Annotated in this window: 15 protein-coding genes and 1 pseudogene; 7 read left to right on the top strand and 9 right to left on the bottom strand. The window is 71.3% G+C overall.

Features of this window, described 5'->3' with window-relative positions:
- The first annotated feature begins 109 nt into the window (after positions 1-109).
- Positions 110-907 carry a CDP-alcohol phosphatidyltransferase family protein gene (locus tag QNO07_RS26265; RefSeq protein WP_283995000.1) on the top strand — a complete coding sequence of 266 codons (798 nt, stop codon included), beginning with the start codon at positions 110-112 and terminating at the stop codon, positions 905-907.
- Positions 908-1044: 137 nt separating this feature from the next.
- On the opposite strand, the gene QNO07_RS26260 is transcribed toward QNO07_RS26265, so the two are convergent.
- On the bottom strand, positions 1045-2877 hold the full coding sequence (locus QNO07_RS26260; RefSeq protein WP_283994999.1) for an alkaline phosphatase family protein: 1833 nt from the start codon (positions 2875-2877) through the stop codon (positions 1045-1047).
- Positions 2878-3323: 446 nt separating this feature from the next.
- Between QNO07_RS26260 and QNO07_RS26255 the strand changes: the two genes are divergently transcribed.
- From QNO07_RS26255 to QNO07_RS26235, 5 genes are all read left to right on the top strand, one after another.
- Positions 3324-4640 carry a ferredoxin reductase family protein gene (locus QNO07_RS26255; protein ID WP_283994998.1) on the top strand — a complete coding sequence of 439 codons (1317 nt, stop codon included), beginning with the start codon at positions 3324-3326 and terminating at the stop codon, positions 4638-4640.
- Between the two features lie 385 nt (positions 4641-5025).
- Positions 5026-5712, top strand: a complete 687-nt coding sequence (gene uppS, locus QNO07_RS26250; RefSeq protein WP_283995011.1) for a polyprenyl diphosphate synthase — start codon at positions 5026-5028, stop codon at positions 5710-5712.
- Positions 5709-7193 (top strand): oxygenase MpaB family protein, encoded by a 1485-nt coding sequence (locus tag QNO07_RS26245; protein WP_283994997.1) that lies wholly within the window; start codon positions 5709-5711, stop codon positions 7191-7193. Before uppS ends, QNO07_RS26245 begins: the two co-directional genes overlap by 4 nt.
- A 162-nt stretch (positions 7194-7355) precedes the next feature.
- Positions 7356-7592: a hypothetical protein gene (locus tag QNO07_RS26240; protein ID WP_283994996.1), complete on the top strand. Its 237-nt coding sequence runs from the start codon at positions 7356-7358 to the stop codon at positions 7590-7592.
- Between the two features lie 256 nt (positions 7593-7848).
- On the top strand, positions 7849-8439 hold the full coding sequence (locus tag QNO07_RS26235) for a TetR/AcrR family transcriptional regulator (protein ID WP_283994995.1): 591 nt from the start codon (positions 7849-7851) through the stop codon (positions 8437-8439).
- A gap of 84 nt (positions 8440-8523) precedes the next feature.
- On the opposite strand, the gene QNO07_RS26230 is transcribed toward QNO07_RS26235, so the two are convergent.
- The gene (locus QNO07_RS26230; RefSeq protein WP_283994994.1) at positions 8524-8892 is read right to left on the bottom strand and encodes a VOC family protein; all 369 of its coding nucleotides are present in this window, start codon (positions 8890-8892) and stop codon (positions 8524-8526) included.
- A gap of 313 nt (positions 8893-9205) precedes the next feature.
- Between QNO07_RS26230 and QNO07_RS26225 the strand changes: the two genes are divergently transcribed.
- Positions 9206-9646: a VOC family protein gene (locus QNO07_RS26225; protein WP_283994993.1), complete on the top strand. Its 441-nt coding sequence runs from the start codon at positions 9206-9208 to the stop codon at positions 9644-9646.
- A gap of 74 nt (positions 9647-9720) precedes the next feature.
- Here the strand turns inward: QNO07_RS26225 and QNO07_RS26220 are convergent, their stop codons facing one another.
- The 7 genes and pseudogenes from QNO07_RS26220 to QNO07_RS26190 form a co-directional block, all read right to left on the bottom strand.
- Positions 9721-11325 carry an MFS transporter gene (locus QNO07_RS26220; RefSeq protein WP_502961942.1) on the bottom strand — a complete coding sequence of 535 codons (1605 nt, stop codon included), beginning with the start codon at positions 11323-11325 and terminating at the stop codon, positions 9721-9723.
- On the bottom strand, positions 11322-12152 hold the full coding sequence (locus QNO07_RS26215; RefSeq protein ID WP_283994991.1) for a thioesterase II family protein: 831 nt from the start codon (positions 12150-12152) through the stop codon (positions 11322-11324). Before QNO07_RS26215 ends, QNO07_RS26220 begins: the two co-directional genes overlap by 4 nt.
- Entirely contained in the window at positions 12149-13321 is a 1173-nt protein-coding gene (locus QNO07_RS26210) for a class II histone deacetylase (protein ID WP_283994990.1), read from the bottom strand. The genes QNO07_RS26215 and QNO07_RS26210 overlap by 4 nt, the downstream gene beginning before the upstream one ends.
- On the bottom strand, positions 13318-13626 hold the full coding sequence (locus QNO07_RS26205; protein WP_283994989.1) for a hypothetical protein: 309 nt from the start codon (positions 13624-13626) through the stop codon (positions 13318-13320). The genes QNO07_RS26210 and QNO07_RS26205 overlap by 4 nt, the downstream gene beginning before the upstream one ends.
- An 83-nt stretch (positions 13627-13709) precedes the next feature.
- Positions 13710-17618, bottom strand: coding sequence for a bifunctional SDR family oxidoreductase/pyridoxal phosphate-dependent aminotransferase family protein (locus QNO07_RS26200; RefSeq protein ID WP_283994987.1), 3909 nt, complete (start codon positions 17616-17618; stop codon positions 13710-13712).
- Positions 17615-18736 (bottom strand): DNA alkylation repair protein, encoded by a 1122-nt coding sequence (locus QNO07_RS26195; protein WP_283994986.1) that lies wholly within the window; start codon positions 18734-18736, stop codon positions 17615-17617. Before QNO07_RS26195 ends, QNO07_RS26200 begins: the two co-directional genes overlap by 4 nt.
- Positions 18729-18969: pseudogene (locus QNO07_RS26190) on the bottom strand (hypothetical protein); the annotation flags it as partial. The pseudogene QNO07_RS26190 and the gene QNO07_RS26195, both read right to left, overlap by 8 nt.

Genomic DNA, 18969 nt, shown 5'->3' with positions numbered 1-18969 from the left:
GCTGCCTCCTGCTGAACGTTCGGGTTCCGGCACACGTTCTGGAGGTAACGAGTCGCGTATCCGTACGCCACTCGAAGTCTCTGCCAGACGTCCGGGGGATGGTATCGCGGTGACCCTCAACAACACCTACGAGTCCCGGCTGCTGCGGCCGGAGACGCTGGCGGGCGCAGGCGCGCAGTTGGCGTTGCTGATGCTTCTGGACGTGACGGCCGGGCTTGGTGCCGCGGGCTGGCTGGCGGGAGCGGTGTTCACGGCCGTGACGTGGAGCCTGCTCACCCGTGCCCTGCACGCCGCGTCGTCGCCGGGGCCGTTCGGCCCGGCCAACGCCGTCACGCTGGCCCGCACGGTCCTCATCGGAGGTGTGACCGCGCTGGTCGTGGAGTCCTTCGCGAGCGGCCCCCCGAGTGTCGCCCTGGTCGCGCTGACCTCGGTGGCGCTGATCCTGGACGCGGTGGACGGCCGGGTGGCCCGGGGCACCGGGACGGAGTCCGCACTGGGTGCGCGCTTCGACATGGAGGCGGACGCCTTCCTGATCCTGGTCCTCTGCGTCCACGTAGCGGCCTCGCTGGGAGCGTGGGTGCTGCTGATCGGGGCGATGCGGTACGTGTTCGTGGCCGCCGCCCGGCCCCTGCCGTGGCTGAACGGCCCGCTGCCGCCGAGCATGGCACGCAAGGCCGTGGCCGCGCTCCAGGGTGTGGTCCTGCTCGTCGCCGCGTCCGGCGCCCTCCCGCTGGTGGCCTCCGGTCTGCTCGTGCTCGGCGCGCTGGCCTCCCTCGTCTGGTCCTTCGGCCGGGACATCCACGGCCTGTGGCGGGTGAGGGACCGTGCCGCGGACCCGGTCCCTCACACCGGCCGTGCCGCGGACCCGGTAGCGGGCACCTCGCGCTCCCGCGTGGCGGCGGCCTGACGGCCTTGCCTGACGGCCTCGTCTGACGGCCTCGTCTGACGGCCTGCCTGACAGGCCGGCGCCGCATGCACGCCGCACCTCGCACCTCGTGACGAGGCCCCCGGCGCCTCGCTTCCGACGCCGAGGGCCGTGGGCCGTCAGTCCCCGCGCACCTTCTCGTCTCCGTAGGCGGTAAGGAACCTGTCGCGGAAGGCGTCCATGCGCCAGACGGGCGCGTCCGGAGCGGGCTTGAGGCCGGGCTGCCAGCCCCAGTCGGAGATCCGGTCCAGCACCGCCGGGTCGCGGGCGAGGATCGTGACGGGCACGTCCCATCCGAGCTTGTCCTGCGTCACCGTGGACACCGCCTGGTGGTCGCCGAGGAACACGACCACGGTGTCCTCGTCGCCGTACTTCTCCGTGTAGGAGAGCACGCTCTCCAGGGAGTACTCGATCGCCTTCCGGTACTCGGTGCGGACCTGGTCGGGGTCGCGCCACACCTCCTTGGGGTCCTTGCCCTCCTTCGCGATCGTGTGGAAGACGGAGCCGTCGCCGAGCGCGTCCCAGTCGAGTGTCCTGGGGATCGGCGCCCAGGGGTTGTGGCTGGACGCGAGGATGATCTTCGCGGCGATCGGATCGCGGCCCGGCTTCCCGTGCTCCAGACGCTGGAAGGCGGACATCGTGAACTGGTCGGGCACGGGCGTCCAGCTGAACTTCGGCCCCCGGTAGCCCATGTCCCGGGAGTCGTAGACGCGGTCGAGGCCGTAGAACCTTCCCTCCGGCCACGCCCGCGTGACGCCGGGCATCATGCCGACCGTGCGCCACGCCCCCGTCTTCTGGAAGGCGCCTGTGAGGGTCAGCCGTTCGCCGGAGGTGAGGTTGCGGTACCGCTGCTGGTTCCCCACCCACAGACCCGAGTTGAAGGTGGAGTGCGCCAGCCAGCTCCCCGCCCCGTACGTCGGGGCGGTGAGGTACGCGCTCCGGGAGTCCCAGCCGGCCTTGCCCAGCCGGCGTTCCTCCTCCGCGAGCAGCGCCGATACCGGCGGTCCCATCTCGGGGTCCTCCAGCGAGCTGCGCCCGTAGCTCTCGATGAAGACGAAGAAGACGTCCTTGCCGCGCAGTCCGGTGAGCAAGCGGTCGGCGGGTACGTCGGCGAAGTCGTCACGGGTGGCCTCGCGGGCGAACTTCTCCTTGTCCCGGAGCCCCGCGCGCACCTCGTGCACGCGGTCCTGCACGAACTCGGCCGAACTGCTCGCCGCGACGGGCACCTTCGTGTTCTCCACTCCGAGCGCGGCGCACACCACCCACACCGTCCCGAGCACGAGTGTGCCCCCGGCCGCCGCCGGACCCTGGCGGACCAGCGTCCGGTCGAGCCGCACGGTGGCCCACACCAGGAGGACCAGCAGCGCGAGCGCGAGGGCGAGGATCCCGATCACGGCGCCGATCGCGCCCGTCCGGCCCAGGGAGTCCCGGAGGAACGAGTGGCCGTCGTCGAGCAGCGCCCAGTCGAACACGAGGTCGAACGGTCGTTTGTAGAGGGAGTTGAACCCGGTGTCGAGCAGTTTGACCAGGACCGTCAGGCCCAGTGCCAGGCCGGCGAGCGCTGGCACGACGAACCTCGCCCGGCCCGTTCTGACCGGTCCGAGGAGCAGCAGCACGGCGACGCCGAGTATCGCTTCCACCGGGAGTCGCAGGAAGACGGGCGTGGTGAAATGCGCGGGCTTGTGCGGCAGGAGGAGCGCGGCGAGCACGGCGACGGCTGCCAGGACGGTGGCGCCGTGGTGAAGGACACGGGCCGCGGCACGACGACGGCCCCCTTCACCGGGCACCCCCGGGGGGCGCTCGTCGGTGTCGGTGTCGGTGTCGGTGTCGGTACCGACACCGGTACCGGTACCGGGGGTGTCGGTGTCGGTGTGCGCGTCCTCACCGTCGTCCTCACCGGCACCCGCACCGGCATCGACGGATGCCGTGGCATCCCTGTTCTCCTTGTTCACGACGCTCTTCCCTCTGCCGTCCGGTGCGTGTGCTCCGCTGCCTGCTGTCGCCGATGTAGCCGTTCTGGCCGTGCCCCGAAGCTGCGGCCCTGGCCGGCAGCAGGGCTGAGCGTGCCCGGACCACCGCCCGAGGCCTTCCCCGACGTGAGGAGTGTGTGCCGGTGTGGCGGCAGCGGGCACCACACCCATGATCCGTGGTACGGCCAGCCCAACGATTGGGTTCACGTCCGCTGCGATCGGCCCGCGGCAGCGCTGGCGCCTTCCCGCCCGGCTGCGGATACGATCGCGTGGCTCCGGCCCCGCGCGGTGCTTGGGAGCGGTGAACAAGAACGTGACCACGTCCGTACCCCCGCCCGACGGGATCGCTCCAGGAGCGGAGATCCGAGCTCCACTTCGACTCCGTCGGCCCCCAGGAGAGGCAGAGGACGATGATAGACAGTCACCCCGTGCGACGAGCCGGGCTTCCACCCGCCGTGCTGGCTCAGATGGTGCTGGGGGTGTTCCTCGTCGGGAACCTGGTGGTGGTGGAGGCCCTGTTCCTCACAGCCGGCGCTGGGAAGAACTCGATCCTGACGGTGGCGAAGTTCTTCGGCATGCATGCCGCCCTGCTCATGCTGCTGCAGCTCCTGCTCGTCGCACGTCTGCCCTGGCTGGACAACCGCATAGGCATGGACCGCATGACGGTCTGGCACCGCTGGGTGGGGTTCACCCTGCTGTGGACCGTCCTTCTCCACGGCTCCCTCGTCGTCCTCGGCTACGCCGCCCTGGGCGACGCCACCGTTTCCAAGACGTTCATGGCGCTCGCCGGAGTGCCGGCGTCCCTGCTCGGCATGCTCGCCGCGGCCCTCGTCGTCGTGGCGGCGGCCACTTCCGCACGCAGATTGCGACGCCGGCTGAAGTACGAGACCTGGCACCGGGTGCACCTGCTGCTGTACGGCTCGCTCGGCCTGGCCTTCTTCCACCAGCTGATGGAGCCGTCGGCGTTCCACTCCTCCACGGCCGCCCACGTCTACTGGTGGCTCCTGTGGACGGCGTCGTTCGGCTCCCTGATCGTGTGGCGCCTGCTCGTACCCCTCTACCGCAACCTCTACCACCGCTACGAAGTGGCGGGAGTGACACACGAGTCCCACGACGTCGTGTCCGTGTACGTGACGGGCCGGCACCTGGACCGGCTCCCCGCCCGGGCCGGCCAGTTCTTCATCTGGCGCTTCCCCGGCCACCACCCCTGGGGGTGGGCCAACCCGTTCTCCCTGTCGGCAGCGCCCGACGGCCGGTCACTGCGCCTGAGCGCGCGGGTGGTCGGTGACACCACCGCCGGCCTGCGCAACCTGCCCGTCGGGACCCGTGCCGTGCTGGAGGGGCCGTACGGGGCCCTCACCCTGATGCACCGCTCCCAGCCGGGGGCCCTCTACATCGCGGGTGGCATGGGCGTCACCCCCATCCGCTCGCTGCTCGAAGCGGAGACCGGCACCGACGTCACGGTCATCTACCGGGTGCGCGGCCCGGAGGACGCGGTGCTCCTGCACGAGATCCGCGCCCTGGTCGCGGCCCGCGGGTGGCGGCTCCACGTGTTCGCGGGCCGGTCCCAGGACGGTGTGCGCCCCTTCGACCCCGCCCAGATGGGGGCAGGCGTTCCCGACATCGCTTCCCGCGACGTCTACGTCTGCGGGCCGCCCGCCATGACCTCCGCCGTGCTGGCCGCTCTGCGTGCCCTGGACGTTCCGGGTCGGCAGGTGCACGCGGAGAAGTTCGCCCTCGGGTGAGCGCGGGTTGAGGCTGCCCCCCCCGCAGCCATGCCGGCCGGTGAGGAACCGGTCGGCCACGCAGCGGCACCCCGACGCACGCCCCGAGGAGACGCCGACCGGCACCCGCCCGGTGACCCGCACCCCGGCGTGGACATACGAGCCAAGGGTGACGACGCCCCGAACCCCCCGCAGGGCCCCGCCCGCGCTGCCACGATTCCGGTAGGGAACGCGCCGGTGGGGGCGCGGGCGAGGCGGGGTGGGCGTGGACGAGCAGCACGGCACGACCGGTTGTGCCGCTCCGCCCGGGGCGGAGCCGGTCCAGGCGGACCACGTCGTCCCGGGCGGGCAGCGGCAGGGCGACGGTTCGGCGGCGCGTGCCGTGCCCCGGCACGTGGCGTGCGTGATGGACGGCAACGGCCGTTGGGCGGAGCGGCGTTCACTGCCGCGTACGGCCGGCCACCGGGCCGCTGAGGCCACTGCCATCGACGTCATCGAGGCGGCGCGGAGCGCAGGCGTCGAGTGGCTCAGCCTGTACGCCTTCTCCACCGAGAACTGGAACCGGCCCGGCGACGAGGTCGAGTACCTGATGTGCCTGGTCCGGCGCGTCGTGCGCAAGCACGCGCCGCTGCTGCTCGCCCGCGGCATCCGCTGCCGCTTCCTCGGGGTGGCGGACCCGCGCGTCCCCCGCGAACTGGCGCGGGACTTCGAGGACCTGGCGACGCTGACCGGCGACAACCGGGGGATGACGCTGACCGTGGCCTTCGACCACGGCGGGCGCCGGGACATCGTCGAGGCCGCCCGGTCACTGATCCGCAACGGCGTTCGCGAGGACGAGGTGACCGAGCTGATCTTCGCCGAGCACCTGCCGTTCCCCGACACCCCGGACGTGGACCTCGTCATCCGCACCTCCGGCGAGCAGCGCATCTCCAACTTCATGCTCTGGAAGGTGGCCTACGCCGAGTGGACCTTCCCCGAGGTGCTGTGGCCGGACTTCCGGGCCCCCGACTTCCTCGCCTGCCTGCACACCTACCGGTGCCGTGACCGCCGCTTCGGCGGACTGCCGCCCAGGACGAACGGAGAACCGCAATGACCGGGACGACCGGAGCAGACCGAACGGACACCGCCCGACCGGAGCACGCTTCGCCGCTGTTCGCTGCGGACTCCCAGTTCCAGACGTTCTTCGACGATCCGCGCTGGGCGCTCGCCCTGATCCGTGCGACCGTGCTGGAGGCCGCCCACCCGCAGGTCGGTGCCGCCCTCGTGGACAACTCCACCTTCGTCGCGCACCCCTGGCGCCGCCTGCGCAACACCTTCCTCAGCATGCGGCGCATGTTCAGCCCCGACCCCGCGGAACGGGAGCGCGAGGCCGCGCGGCTCAACCGGCTGCACGGCCGTATGAACGGCTCCGACTCCCGGGGCCGCGCCTACGACGCGATGGACCGCCCGACACGCGCCTGGGTCGTCGCCACCCTCTTCGAGAGCGCCGTCACCATGTGCCGGCTGAGTGGCCAGCCACTCGACCAGGACACCATGGAGCGGATGTACGCCGAGTACCGCGGGTTCCTCGCCGCCCTCGACGGCGACGCCGACGAACTGCCGGAGGACGTGCACGACTTCTGGCGGTACTTCGAGCGGGTCGTCGAGAACGAGCTGGAGAACACCGAGGCGGCGCGTGTCATCCTCTACCGGCTCTTCGACCACCTGCCCGCCCCGCCGCTGCTCGACGGCGCGCCCACGCTGTGGGCGGCAGGCCGGGCCGTCGCGGGACCGATCATCGGTGCCGTCACCGTCGCCTCGCTGCCCGAGCCGTACCGGCGCCGGGCCGGCCTCCCGGAGATGCCCGGCGCCCAGTCCCTCATGCAGGGCGCCTACCTCGCCACCGGCCTGGCCCGCTTCCTGCCCCAGGGCTGGCTGAACGCGGAGAGTGTCATCGGACTCCTCTCGCTCTCCCCCGAGAGCGACGATCCGCGCGCCCGGACCGTGGCCGCCCTGCGCAGCCGCATGAAGCGTGCCTCCGCCCTGCTCCGCCTCCTCACCCCGCTGGGTGACGCCCCCGCTGCGGGCCCGGCCTCCCCGAGCGGCACGGCGGAGGGCAGGCGGTCCGCGGAGGAGTTCTTCCGCAAGGTGCTGGACCAGACCGGAGACGGCTACCTCGACTGGCCGGACCTCGCCGCCATGGCCCGCGAACTCTCCACCCGCCTCGACCTGGACGAACCCGAGGAGACCCGGCTCTACGACGCCTTCGCCGCCTGGTGGCGCGAACTCCAGGCCGCCCTCGACACGGACGGCGACGGCCGCGTCAGCGCCGACGAGTACGCCGCCGCCGTCCCCTCCCTCGCCGGACCCGCGCTCATCCGCGTCGCCGAGGTGCTCTTCGACGCCACCGACAAGGACGGCAGCGGAGCCATCGACGCGGACGAGTACCGGGCCCTCTTCCGCACCGCCTTCCACCGCGACCTCGCCGACACTGCCGGGGCCTACGGGCGCAGCGCCTTCGTGAGCGACTTCCTCTCCTTCATGTCCGCCCGCCGCACGAGCACCCCGTACGACCCCCTTCTCGCGGACGCCTGACGAGCAGCGTTGAGATTCGCTTCACCACCGGGCTTCACCACCGGGCTGAAGCCCGGTGGTGAAGCGAATGATTCCGGTAGCTGGTGGTCATCTCGGTATGCCGTGCCCGGTACCACTACCGGCGCATCGTGATCAGCCGGCGCCGGCGGAGTCAGGTGGCTCATGGGCAGTTCCGCAGACGACATCGTGCGCACGGTCGTCGACGCTCTGGAACAGAGGGCTGCGGCTCGAGGAGAAACCGTGTCGGTCCTCGATCCGTTCCGCGACCTCATCGCAAACGACGGGGCGGAAATCGCAACCGACCACCTCGTCAACACGGTCTACTCGTTCCAGCTCACGCTGCGACGGGACGAGTACGGTCGGCTCGTGGCGGGGGCCACCCGGCTGGGGGTTGCGTGAGCCGCCTCACCGGCGTCGCCCCCTGCCTGCCGTTCCCTCCGCCGGGTGACGTCTGACGCCCTGCTCGTGGGGGAGTGCCGGTGCCGGGTCTGCGCGTGAGGCCGTCGACTTCGAACCTTGGGGGGTGCGAGGGAGCCGTCGGGATGAGGAGAGCGGGGGAAGACGCAGTTCGGGGCGGCGCACAGGTCGCTCGTCTCCACAACTGCGAAGTACCGTGTGTGCATGGCTTCAGCAGGCCGAAGACGGGGGCGGAACGATGACGAACGGGGTTCGGGCACAACAGCGGGTGCAGACGCGGCACACCTTGCTGCGGGAAAGCCGGCGGCTCTTCTCGACGTTCGGCTATGCCGCGGTGGGGCTGTCGGAGATCGTCCGAGCCGCGGGAGTGACCAAGGGCGCGCTGTACCACCACTTCGACAGCAAGGCCGAGCTGTTCCGGGCCGTGCTGGAGCAGGTGCAGCAGGAGGTGGCCGCGCACATCGCGGCGACGGCGGACGCCCAGGAAGGCGCCTGGGACCAGCTCACCTTCGGCTGCCAGGCGTTCCTCAACGCTTCGACCGATCCCGCGATCCAGCGGATCATGCTCGTCGACGGACCGGCGGTGCTCGGCTGGCGGGACTGGAGGGAGATGAACGAGGCCACCTGCGGCCGCCACCTGGCCCGGGCGCTCACCATCCTGGTCGATGAGGGCACCATTCCCACGCAGCCGGTCGCGCCTCTCACACATCTGCTGTCGGGGGCGATGAACGAGGCGGCGCTGTGGCTGGCCACGTCGGAGGACCTGGTCGATCTGGAGAACGCCCAGCGAGCCTTGGCGCGGATGCTGGAGGCGTTGCGGGCGAGGTGACCACGATGCCCCGAGGCCCCGCCTCCGGCGTGCCGGGGCCGGGAGCAGGGGCGTCCGTACGAACTCGGGACGTTTTCCCGGTGGTCAGGCCAGGGGGACGACGTCGATCCGGATCCCGTTGGGATCGGTGACGACGAGGTGCCCCTGGTCCGGGCACTTCACCGCCGCGAGAGCGGTGAGGCGCTCCCACTCCTCCGTCCGCTCGTCCACCTCGAGGGTGAGCCGCACCGCGCGCACCGGTCGGCGAAGCGCCTCGGGCAGTGCGGTATGGCCGTGGTCGAGCAGCGCGAGTTGGTGGGTCCGCCCCCCGGGCCGGCTGAGATCGACGTACCACGGGGTGGTGCAGGTGGCGGTGAAGCCGAACAGTCTGGTGTAGAAGCCGCGGGATTCCCCCAGCCGTGAGGTACAGATCACCGGACAGAAGCTGGTCAGCATGGAGGCATCTCCGCTCACGTACCAACGGTATGTGAGATGAACCTAAATGACATACCATTGGTATGTCAACTTGGCTCCTCCTTGCGGCCCTCGTCCGTGCCTTCCTTCCGATCCGCTTCCGTTCCTGGCCCAACGAGTCGGCGGCGCCCAGGACATGCCCATGCGCCGACCAGTCCGGCTCAGTGGGTACGGCAGCCGGCTGCGTCCACGGCAGCGGAAGGGGCGGGCACGCCGAACTGCCGGACGGATGTGACCGCACGGAACGTCCCTCGTTGACACGAACGACCGTAAGCCTGCCTCAGGCGTCCGCCTGCCACAGAACGGTGCTGTGATGACGACCTCTGCCGTGACCAGCTTCTACCCCGTGCTCTGCACCGAGCACCTCAACGAGTCCGTGGCGTTCTACAGCACACTGTTCGGATTCGAGACGACCTACTCCAGCGACTGGTACGTCAGTCTGCGGCGGCCCGAGCCGCCGTACTACGAGCTCGCCCTGGTCGCCGCAGGGCACGAGACGGTGCCGGAGGCCTTCCGGAGGCCGGCCCGGGGACTGCTTCTCAACTTCGAGGTGCCCGATGTCGACGCCGAGTACACACGTCTCGTGACGGAGGCCGGTCTCAAGCCCGAACTTCCCCTGCGCAGCGAATCGTTCGGGCAGAGGCACTTCATCGTTGCCGCCCCCGACGGCGTCCTGATCGACGTCATCACGCCGATCGCCCCCACGGCGGACTACGCCGCCGCCTACCAGGACGGCTCCGGTCCCGCGGTCTGACCGGTGCGGCCGCGTCGCACGACGCGGCCGCACCGGCGGCCTTCACCGCCCTGCCCGCAGGGCGGTGAAGGCCGCTATCCCTCCACGTTGACGGCCGGCACGGTGCTGCCGTCGGCAGCACCGTCGGTGCCGTCGGTGTCCCCGTCGGCTCCCGTGGGCGGCAGCTTGATGACCACCGCGACCAGCACGGCGGAGGCGAGCGCCACGAGGGCGCCGATGCCGCCGATGACGTTCATACCGTTGGTGAACGCCTCCCGGGCCGAGTCGAGCAGGGTGGCCGCCACGTTCGATGACATGCCCTGAGCCGCCTCGACCGCTCCGGCGAGCGTCTCACCAGCGCCCTCCGGCGCCCCGGCGGGGAGGTCCACCCCGCTGCGGTACACGGCCGCCCCGAGACTGCCGAGCAGGGCCACGCCCAGCGCCATTCCCAGTTCGGTACTGGTCTCCGAGAGGGCCGCGGCCGAGCCGGCCTGCTCGGGCCTGGCCGCACCGACGACGATGTCCGTGCCCAGGGCGATGAGTGGGCCGCCACCGGCGTAGACGAACGCGAAGCCCGTCACCACCTGGGCGATGCCCGATGAGCTGTCGGCCGTGCTCAGCATCAGGTGACCGATGGCGGAGACGGCGAGCCCGACGGCGACGACGTACGAGGGACGGATCCTGGCGGCGGCCATGGGGGACACCATGGCCGTCACGATCAGGGCGAAGGCGGCCGGCAGCAGGTAGAGGCCGGCCTTCATCGGGGACAGCCCGCCGACGAGCTGGAGGTACTGCGTCACCATCAGGTACGTGCCACCGGCCACCAGCATGCTGAGCAGCAGTGTCACCAGCGCGGCGCGGAACGTGGAGTTGCTGAAGAGGCCGATGTCCAGGAGCGGACTCTGGAGCGTGCGCTGCCGGCGGACGAACACCACACCGAGGGCCAGACCCGCGACGAGGGCCATGAGCGGGACCGCCCCGAACCCGTCGATGGCGATCTCCTTCAGCCCGTAGACCACCGAGAGGATCGCGGCGAGCGACAGCGCCACACTGGTCAGGTCGAGCCGGCCGGCCTCCGCGTCACGGTACTCCGGCAGCAGGATCGGACCGGCCACCAGCAGCACGGCCATGACGGGCACGCCGAGCAGGAAGACCGAACCCCACCAGAAGTACTCCAGCATGGCGCCGCCGACCACCGGGCCGAGGGCGATGCCCACGGAGAACATGGTGACCCAGACGGCGATCGCCACACCGCGCTGCCGCGGGTCGCGGAAGATGTTCATGATCAGGGCGAGAGTGGAGGGCATCAGCGTGGCTCCGGCTATACCCATCGCCGCCCGCGCCGCGATCAGGGTGGCCGGGTTGTCGGCGTAGACGGCGGCCAGCGAGGCGACGCCGAACGCGGCGGCACCGATCAGCAGCAGCTTCCGGCGGCCGATGCGGTCGCCCAGGGTTCCCATGGTCACCAGGAAGCCCGCGATCAGGAAGCCGTAGATGTCGATGATCCACAGCATCTGTGACGCGGAGGGGTTCAGGCCCTCACTGATGTGCGGTACGGCCAGGTGCAGCACGCTCACATCAATGGACACCAGCAAGGTGGGCAGCGCCAGCACGGCCAGGCCCAGCCACTCACGGGGCCCGGCCTTCAAGGGGATATCGGCGTTGGTACTCACAGTGTTCCTTTCGGGGGTGGAGCTCATCGGTGCCCGACACGGTCATCGGGCGGGGAGGTGGGAGGGGAGGCGCCGGCCGGATCGCGGAGACCGGGCACCAGGCGGGCTGCGACCGCCGCCGCGTTGGCGGGCGTGTAGAGGTAGAAATGGCCTCCGGTGAAGGTCTGTCGACTGAAACCGCCGGAGGTCTCCAGCGACCACAGGTGCATCCGGTCGTCGATGACGACCGGATCGTCCACCGCACTGAGCGCCAGGATGGGGACACGGGTACCGGCCCACGGCCGCTGGTAGGTCTCCATCGCCTCCAGGTCGGCGCGGATCGCGCGGAGCGACAGCCGGATCAGGTCGGCGCGGTCCATCAGCCCGGGAGACAGCCCGCCGATGTCCACCAGGTGCTCCAGCAGCTCCGTGTCACTCCTGAGGTGGGCGAACGGCGGCTCGCTGGGGAAGCACGGCGGCTGGCGCGCCGACACGGCCAGCAGGGCGGGAGGCAGTTCCTTCTGCTCCATGGCCCGGGTGAGTTCGTATCCGAGTACGCTGCCGAAGCTGTGCCCGATGACCGCGTACGGCAGCGGCTCCAGCTCTGCCAGGCTCCGGCTGAGGGCGTCGACCTGCGGCTCGACCCTCGTCAGCGGGGGCTCGTTGATGCGCGCGCCCCGGCCGGGCAGCTGGGCGACGACACACTCCACGTCGTCGGGCAGCACCTGCCACCAGGAACGGAACGCGGACGGCCAGCCCCCGGCGTGCGGCAGTGCCACGACACGGAACCGCGGACGGCGCCGCGGGCCGGGCCCGGGGCCGGCGCCCACCGCCCGGCGCGCACCGTTGCCGACCGTCATCCACCAGCCGCTCATCGGGGTCCGCCGTCCTCGGCCGCGGAGCTCCCGGCCGTCCCGGACCGGACGACCGCTGCCGACGGGCCCGCCAGCAGCGGGTGATGGCGCTGCAGGTGCCTGATCACCCGGTCCTGGTGAGGCTGGAGCCGCTGGCCCGGAAGGTGCTCGAGCGAGTGCAGGAACGGGTCCTGGGGAGCCGGCAGACCGGCGATCGCGCTGGCCGTGCCCAGCACCAGCATCGGCTGGTACCACGCCGAGTAGCCCCCCTCGTGGGCGAAGACGATCCTGCCGCCGGTCAGTTCGTCCGCGAGTCGGCACATCGCCGACGTCATGGCGTGGAAGGTGCGGCTGGTGCACAGCATCCGGCCCATCGGATCGTGGCCGCTCGCGTCGACGCCTGCCGCAACCAGGATCAGATCGGGGGCGAAGGCGCGGGCCGCCGGCTCCACGATCCGGTCCATCACCGCGAGATAGGCGCCGTGGCCCGAGCCGGCGGGCAGCGGCACGTTGAGCGTACTGCCGGCCCCCGCGCCCGCCCCGGTCTCCAGCACGAGACCGGACGCCGCCGGGAACAGCCCCTCCTGGTGCACCGAGACGTACAGCACGTCGGGGTCCTCGTAGAAGGTCCGCTGGACGCCGTTGCCGTGGTGCACGTCCCAGTCCAGGATCAGCACGCGGCGCGCGCCGTGCCGCTGCGCCGCGCGGGCGGCCACCGCCACGTTGTTGTACAGGCACAGCGCCATGGCCCGGTCCGGCTCCGCATGGTGGCCGGGCGGACGCACCAGGCAGTAGGCCCGGTCGAACCGGCCGTCCAGAACGCCCGTCGCGGCCTGCACGCAGGCACCGACGGCAAGCCTGGCGGCTTGCGCGCTGTGGTAGTTGACGTACGCGTACACGCCGGCATCGCCCGAGCCGGCCGCCGAGGCAGCCTCGACCCGCTCGATGTGCTCGGGTACGTGCACGAGCAGCAGGTCCTCGTCGGTGGCCGGCGTCGGCGTGAGGCCGGTGAACCGGTCCATCACGCCGGACGCCTTGACCAGCCCCTCGGCACGTCGCAGGTCCGGGTCGACCGCGAACTGGCGCAGCGGCTCGACGCCCGGTCCGACCGGCACGTACCCCGATCCGGGACCGGGGTCGTGCCAGAAGCAGATCTCGTGGCTGTACCACGCGAGACGGGAGGTGTTCACCAGCCGGAGACATCCAACGAGGCGCGGCTGATCCCGGCGACCTTCTCGATGTACTGGAGGTAGTACTCCCTTTCCTCGTCCGGCGTGCGTTTGGTGCGCAGCGTCGTCTCCAGCAGCCGCAGTACCTCCGAGGCCTCGGCGGAGGTCATCCGCCGGTCACCGATCTCCTTCTCGAACGTGCGGATCCGCGCGGCCGGCTCCAGCACGCCGGACGCGAACCCGCCCTGTTCGGTTCCGTGGTTGCGGGTCGAGGCGATGATCTTCAGAACCGCTCCGAAGAACGCCGTGGTGTCGATGTCCGTCATGCTCGAAATCCCCTTCGGTTGCCGTGCGGTGGTCGGGGTGCGGCGGTGTCCGGTCCCCGGGGACCGGCCGGCCTGATCTGTGGTCAGTGGATGAGGCCGCAGGCGCGGCCGGCCTTCTCCAGCGTCACGACGGCCGCGTCCAGGTCGGCGTCGGAGTGGCTGAGGTTGACGATGGTCCGCAGCCGGGGCAGCGTCCGCGGCACGGCCGGGTAGACGATCGGCTGGACGAAGAGCCCGTCGAGCTGGCACAGCCGGGCCATCGCCCCCGCCTGCTCGGCGGTCGCGCAGATGATCGGCACCACGGGCGTCTCACTGGCCAGCGTGTCGAAGCCCAGGGCGCGCAGCTGCTCGCGGTACCGGGTCGTCCTGTTGCGCAGCTCGCGGGCGAGGGACGGAGCGGCGGCCATCACCTCGATCGCCGCCTTGGCCGCCGCCACCTGGGCGGGCGTCGCAGCCGCCGAGAACATCCAGCCCCGTGCGTTGTTCTTCAGCGCGAAGACCAGGTCGCTGGACCCGGCGACGTATCCGCCCGCGCTCGGCACCGTCTTGGACAGCGTGCCCATCTTTATGTCGACGCGCGCCGGATCCGTGCCGAAGTGCTCGGTGATGCCGCGGCCGGTGTCGCCCAGCACGCCCAGACTGTGTGCCTCGTCGATCATCAGCGGGGCGTCGTACCGCTCGCACAGCTCCACGATGCCGGGCAGGTCGGCCACGTCACCGTCCATGCTGAACACCGCGTCGGTGACCACCAGGCGGCCCGCGTCACCCACCTTGCGCAGGGCTCGTTCGAGGTCGGCGAGGTCGTTGTGGGCGTAGGTGATGACCGATGCCCCGGACAGCCGGTACCCGTCCAGGATGCTGGCGTGGTTGTAGACGTCACCGATGACGTAGTCGCCGGGGCCGACGAGGGCTCCGACCGTCGCCACGTTCGCCATGTAGCCGCTGGAGAAGACGATGGCGTCCTCGGTGCCCAGGAACCGGGCGAGCGCCAGTTCCAGCTCCCGGTGCAGGTGCAGGGTGCCCGCCAGCAGCCGCACTCCGTGCGCGCCGGTCCCGTGCCGCTCCACGGCGCGCAGGGTCTGGCCGTCGATGTAGTCGTGCCCGATGAGTCCGAGATAGCTGTAGGAGGCGAAGTTGAGGTACCAGCGACCGCCGAACTTGATCCGGGGACCCGTCGCCTCCTCGATGACGGGCTCGTAGAAGTACTCGTCCTTGGCGACTATCAGGCGGTCCTCCGCCGACAGGGCGTCTATGCGGCGGTCGAGGAAGGTTCCATGGGGGGCGTCGGCCAGCCGACCCGGAAGGGTGCGACGTGGTACCCGGTCGGCGGCCGGGGCCGGGGCCGGGGCCGGGGCGGGGGCCGGGGCCGGGGCCACCGCCGGCGCAGCCGCGGGGGCCGGGGGCGGTGGGGTGTGCGGCACGTCCCGGAAACGGTCCCAGTCGGGCACGAAGGGGTCGGCGGCGCCTCGGGGGGCCGTCGGCCGGTCCGCGGTCGGCCGGTGCCGCGGTACCGAGACCTGCGGAACGCTCGCCGGGGGTGCTGGAGGTGCCGCGGGCACCTCACGGGCCGGGGCGGGGACGGACGCGGGTGCCGGCGCGGGAGGGGGCACGTCGCGCGGAAGCGATTCGAGGTGGGCAAGGAGCGCGCCGACGTTGGTGCGCTCGAAGAACACCATCGGGTCGACGTCGAGCCCGTCGGCGGTCAACGACGCGGCCAACTCGACCGCCATCATCGAGTCGAGCCCCAGCTCCAGCAGATCGTCCTCGGCGGACACGCCGTCGACGTGCAGGACCTTGCTGAGCGCGCGGGTGAGTGACGGCCACAGTCCCGTTTCCGGCGTGACAGCAGTCATGGGTGCATCCTTCGCTTGTGCGGCGGCGGACAGGAGGTAGTGCGCGGGTCGTTGACCCAGGGCCGTGCGGAGCAGGGCGATGCCGTCGTCCGGCGTGAGGGCGGCGACGCCGTGTGCGGCGGCCTTCGGTGCGATGGACTCGCCCATGCCGACGGTCCACAGACCCCACCCGAGGCTGTACCAGGGCCGGCCTCCGGACCGTTGGCGGGCGGCGTAGCCGTCCAGGTAGGCGTTGGCCGCGGCGTAGGCGCTCTGGCCGAGGTTGGCCCGCACGGCCGCGACCGACGAGAACAGGGCGACGAATCCGGACTGCTCGTGCCGGGAGACCAGGTCGGCGAGCGCGTGCACGCCGCCGATCTTGGGACCCAGGACGGCGTCCACCTGCTCTCGTGTCAGGCTGCGCGCCAGCCCGTCGCGCAGAACTCCGGCCGCGTGGAAGATCCCGTCGAAGGGGGGAGCGTCGGCCAGTTTCTTCGGGAGCGAGCGGACGTCCACCGCCACGACCGCCAGGTCGCAGCGTGTCCGCAGCCGATCGAGGCGTGCCCGGGCCTCCCCCCGGTCCGGTACGGTCCGTCCGACCAGGGTCAGGTGGGCGCAACCCGCGTCCGCGAGGAACTCGGCGACGCGCAGACCGATACCGCCCATGCCTCCGGTGATCAGGAAGCGGCCGCCCCGGTACCGCACCTGGCCGGTGCCGCTCGCGGGCGGCGACTGAGCGGAGGGCTCGTACCAGGCGTCGCCGCGCTGGGCGAGTTCCGCCCGTTCCTGGCCGAGCGCCTTCCACAGCGCAGCGGCGGTGCCGTCCTCCGGGCCGGCCGGACCCCCGGGGCCGAGGTCCAGCAGGCGGACCCTGGTGCGGGGGTGTTCGACGCGCAGCGTGCGGCCGAGGCCCCACAGGGCGGTCATGAAGGGGTCGACGGCGTCCTCGTCCGCCACCTGCTGCGCGGCGGTGGTGAGGATCAGCAGGTCGGGCATCGGCGGGCGGGCCGCGAGGCGGCGCACCAGCGCGAAGACGTCCTGCAGGGCCTTCGTCACCTCAGCCTCGCCGCTCGTGCCGGCCGGCGGCACGTACACCACGTTCCTGAGACCGGCCGGCAGCGTGTCGGGGCCCTCCTGGAGGACCTGCGACGGCGTCAGGTGCAGGGCATGCCGGCCTGCCGTGCTGATCGGCTCCGCGGAGACGATCAGCACGGTTCCGTCAGCCTCGGGTGGCCGGGCGGGAGCCAGGTCCACCTTCCGCCAGGCGACCGTCTCGATCGTCGGGACCGCCGGCGGTGTCTCCCCCGGCAGGGCCACCGCGGCGGGTGCGGTGGTGACGGTGGCAGCGGGGGACGCCGCAGGCTCCGCGGGCGTCACGGGCCCGGCGGCCTTGAGAGTGATGCCGTCCAGTTCCAGCAGCACCTCGCCCTGCTGGTTGCAGACCATGGCCCGCCCCCGTACTGCACCGCCCTGGCCTCCGGCGCCGGCCGGTTCGTCCCGCTCCACCAGGGCGATCACCGTGCCGGAGATCCGGCGGCGGGCCACCAGCCGGCTGACGTACCAGGGCAGGCACGCCCCGGCCGCACCGCCGTCGAGCATGCCGAGCGCCTGGAAGACGCTGTCGAGCAGCGGTGGAGGCACGAAGGGGGGCGGCGACGCGGTGCTCGACTCGTCCGAGGCCCGGAGCATCAGCAGCATCCGGTCCGGGCCCCGGTGCGCCGACCGGATCGCCTGGTACGCCGGTCCGTACGTGATGCCGCTCGTCCCACGCCACGCTGCCACGTCCGACAGCGGCACGTGCTCCGTGCAGCCGTCCCGCAGCGTGGCCGCGTCGACGTAGCGGGGCGGCGGCAGCGGGCTGCCGGTCACCGCGGCGGTGCTGTGCTCGACCGGTAAGCCGTCGCCGGGCCGCACGGAGCGGACCGTGCACCGGCCGTCCTCCGCCGTGTGCACCTCGATCTCGGCCGCGGGTCCCACCACCAGCAGCGGCGTGCGGAAGGCGATCTGCTTCAGAGTCCACCAGGAGTCCGGACGCAGGGTGTCGCAGGCGGTCAGCATGGCGTCGATCTGCGCGGCGGCGGGCACCACCGGGACGCCGCCGATCCGGTGGTCGGAGACGAGCGGGTCGGCAGCGCTCAGAAGCGTTCGGAGGCCGCTCATGTATGCAGGTCGAAACGCTCGGTGGCCTGGACGAGGCCGTTCACCTGGATGTCGACGAGATGCTCACCGCTGTAGTACCGGCGCGTCTGCACCTCCTTGATGGTGTGCGTCTTCTCCAGGGACCTCCGCTCCCCGGCGCGGAGTTCGAGGGCCGTCAGCTTGAAGACCTTCGGGATGCTGCGCCCGTTCTTGCGCACGTGGTGCATCACGTAGTCGACGGCGATGCTGTGCGTCCGGTCGTCGGTGTTCTCGATGTCGAAGCTGATGACGAGGGTGTCCCCGATGGTCACCGACCCTGGGGTGATCTGCAGCCGGGGCACCCTCACATGCTCGCCGCCGGTGGCCCCCAGGATGGCCAGTGCCTGCTGGTCACCCTTCTTCACAAGGGTGCGCAGGCCGTGCTTGACGATCCAGTTGGTCTCAGGCGTGGGGCTTTCCTCCAGCCACCGCAGCGCGGTCGCGAGCGCGACGTCGGGGCTGTCCTTGGAGATGTCGTTGAGGTTGTTGGCGACGGACTTGCGCACGTACTCCGAGGGGTCGCTGCGCAGCGGTTCGAGGATCTCCAGCACCGGCTGCGGGTCCTTGACGAACACGGTCAGCGTGCGCGCCCAGGGCAGACGGGAGCGGACACCTTCGCTCGCCAGGCGCCGTACGTTGTGGCTGGGGCTCTGGGCCCACCGGGCGACGCGCTCCATGGCCAGCGCGTAGTGCTGCTCGACGTAGGGTCGGATGGCGTACTCGCCCGTGTGCCGCCTGGTGATCTCCTCGATGGCGTCCAGCGACTGTTCGGGGTGGTCGAGACCGTACTCCTCCACGAAGCGGGCGACCGGCATGAGGAACCAGCTGGTGTTGAACATGCCCTCTCCCTCGGCGAGTTCGTCGCCGAGAATGGAGACCAGGATCGGCACGGCAGCGGTGTAGTCCGCGGGCAGCCGGGTGCGCAGCCCCTCGGCCAGCACGAGCACACGGTCCTTCAGCTCCTTGCCGGGAATGCGCTCCTCGACCTCGGCCGCGTAGCCCTCCACGTCGAAGTCGGGGTGGGCGGCTCGGATCTTGTCGCCGATCAGGCGTGCCGCTTCACCGTTGAAGTGTCGCTTCAGTCCGTATTCGCTAGCCATGGTGCTGATGCCTTCTCGTCTCGTTCTTGTCGTTCGTCGTCTCGGGCGGGTCGGCGGAGATCCAGAACCGCTGCCGGTTGAAGGGGTAGGTGGGGAGGGTGGTGGTGTGGTGGTGAGGGTGGGGGTGGAGGCCGGTCCAGTCTGGTTCGGCGGGGGTTTGACTGGTGTAGGTGGTCAATGCCTGGTGGATCTGGGTTTGGTCGTTGTGGTCTTGTCGCAGGGTGGTGAGCCAG

The organism is Streptomyces sp. 549 (assembly GCF_030124175.1).
Taxonomy (GTDB): Bacteria; Actinomycetota; Actinomycetes; order Streptomycetales; family Streptomycetaceae; genus Streptomyces.
Note: the sequence above shows the minus strand (reverse complement) of the source record. Positions and strands in the feature narration are given on the sequence as shown.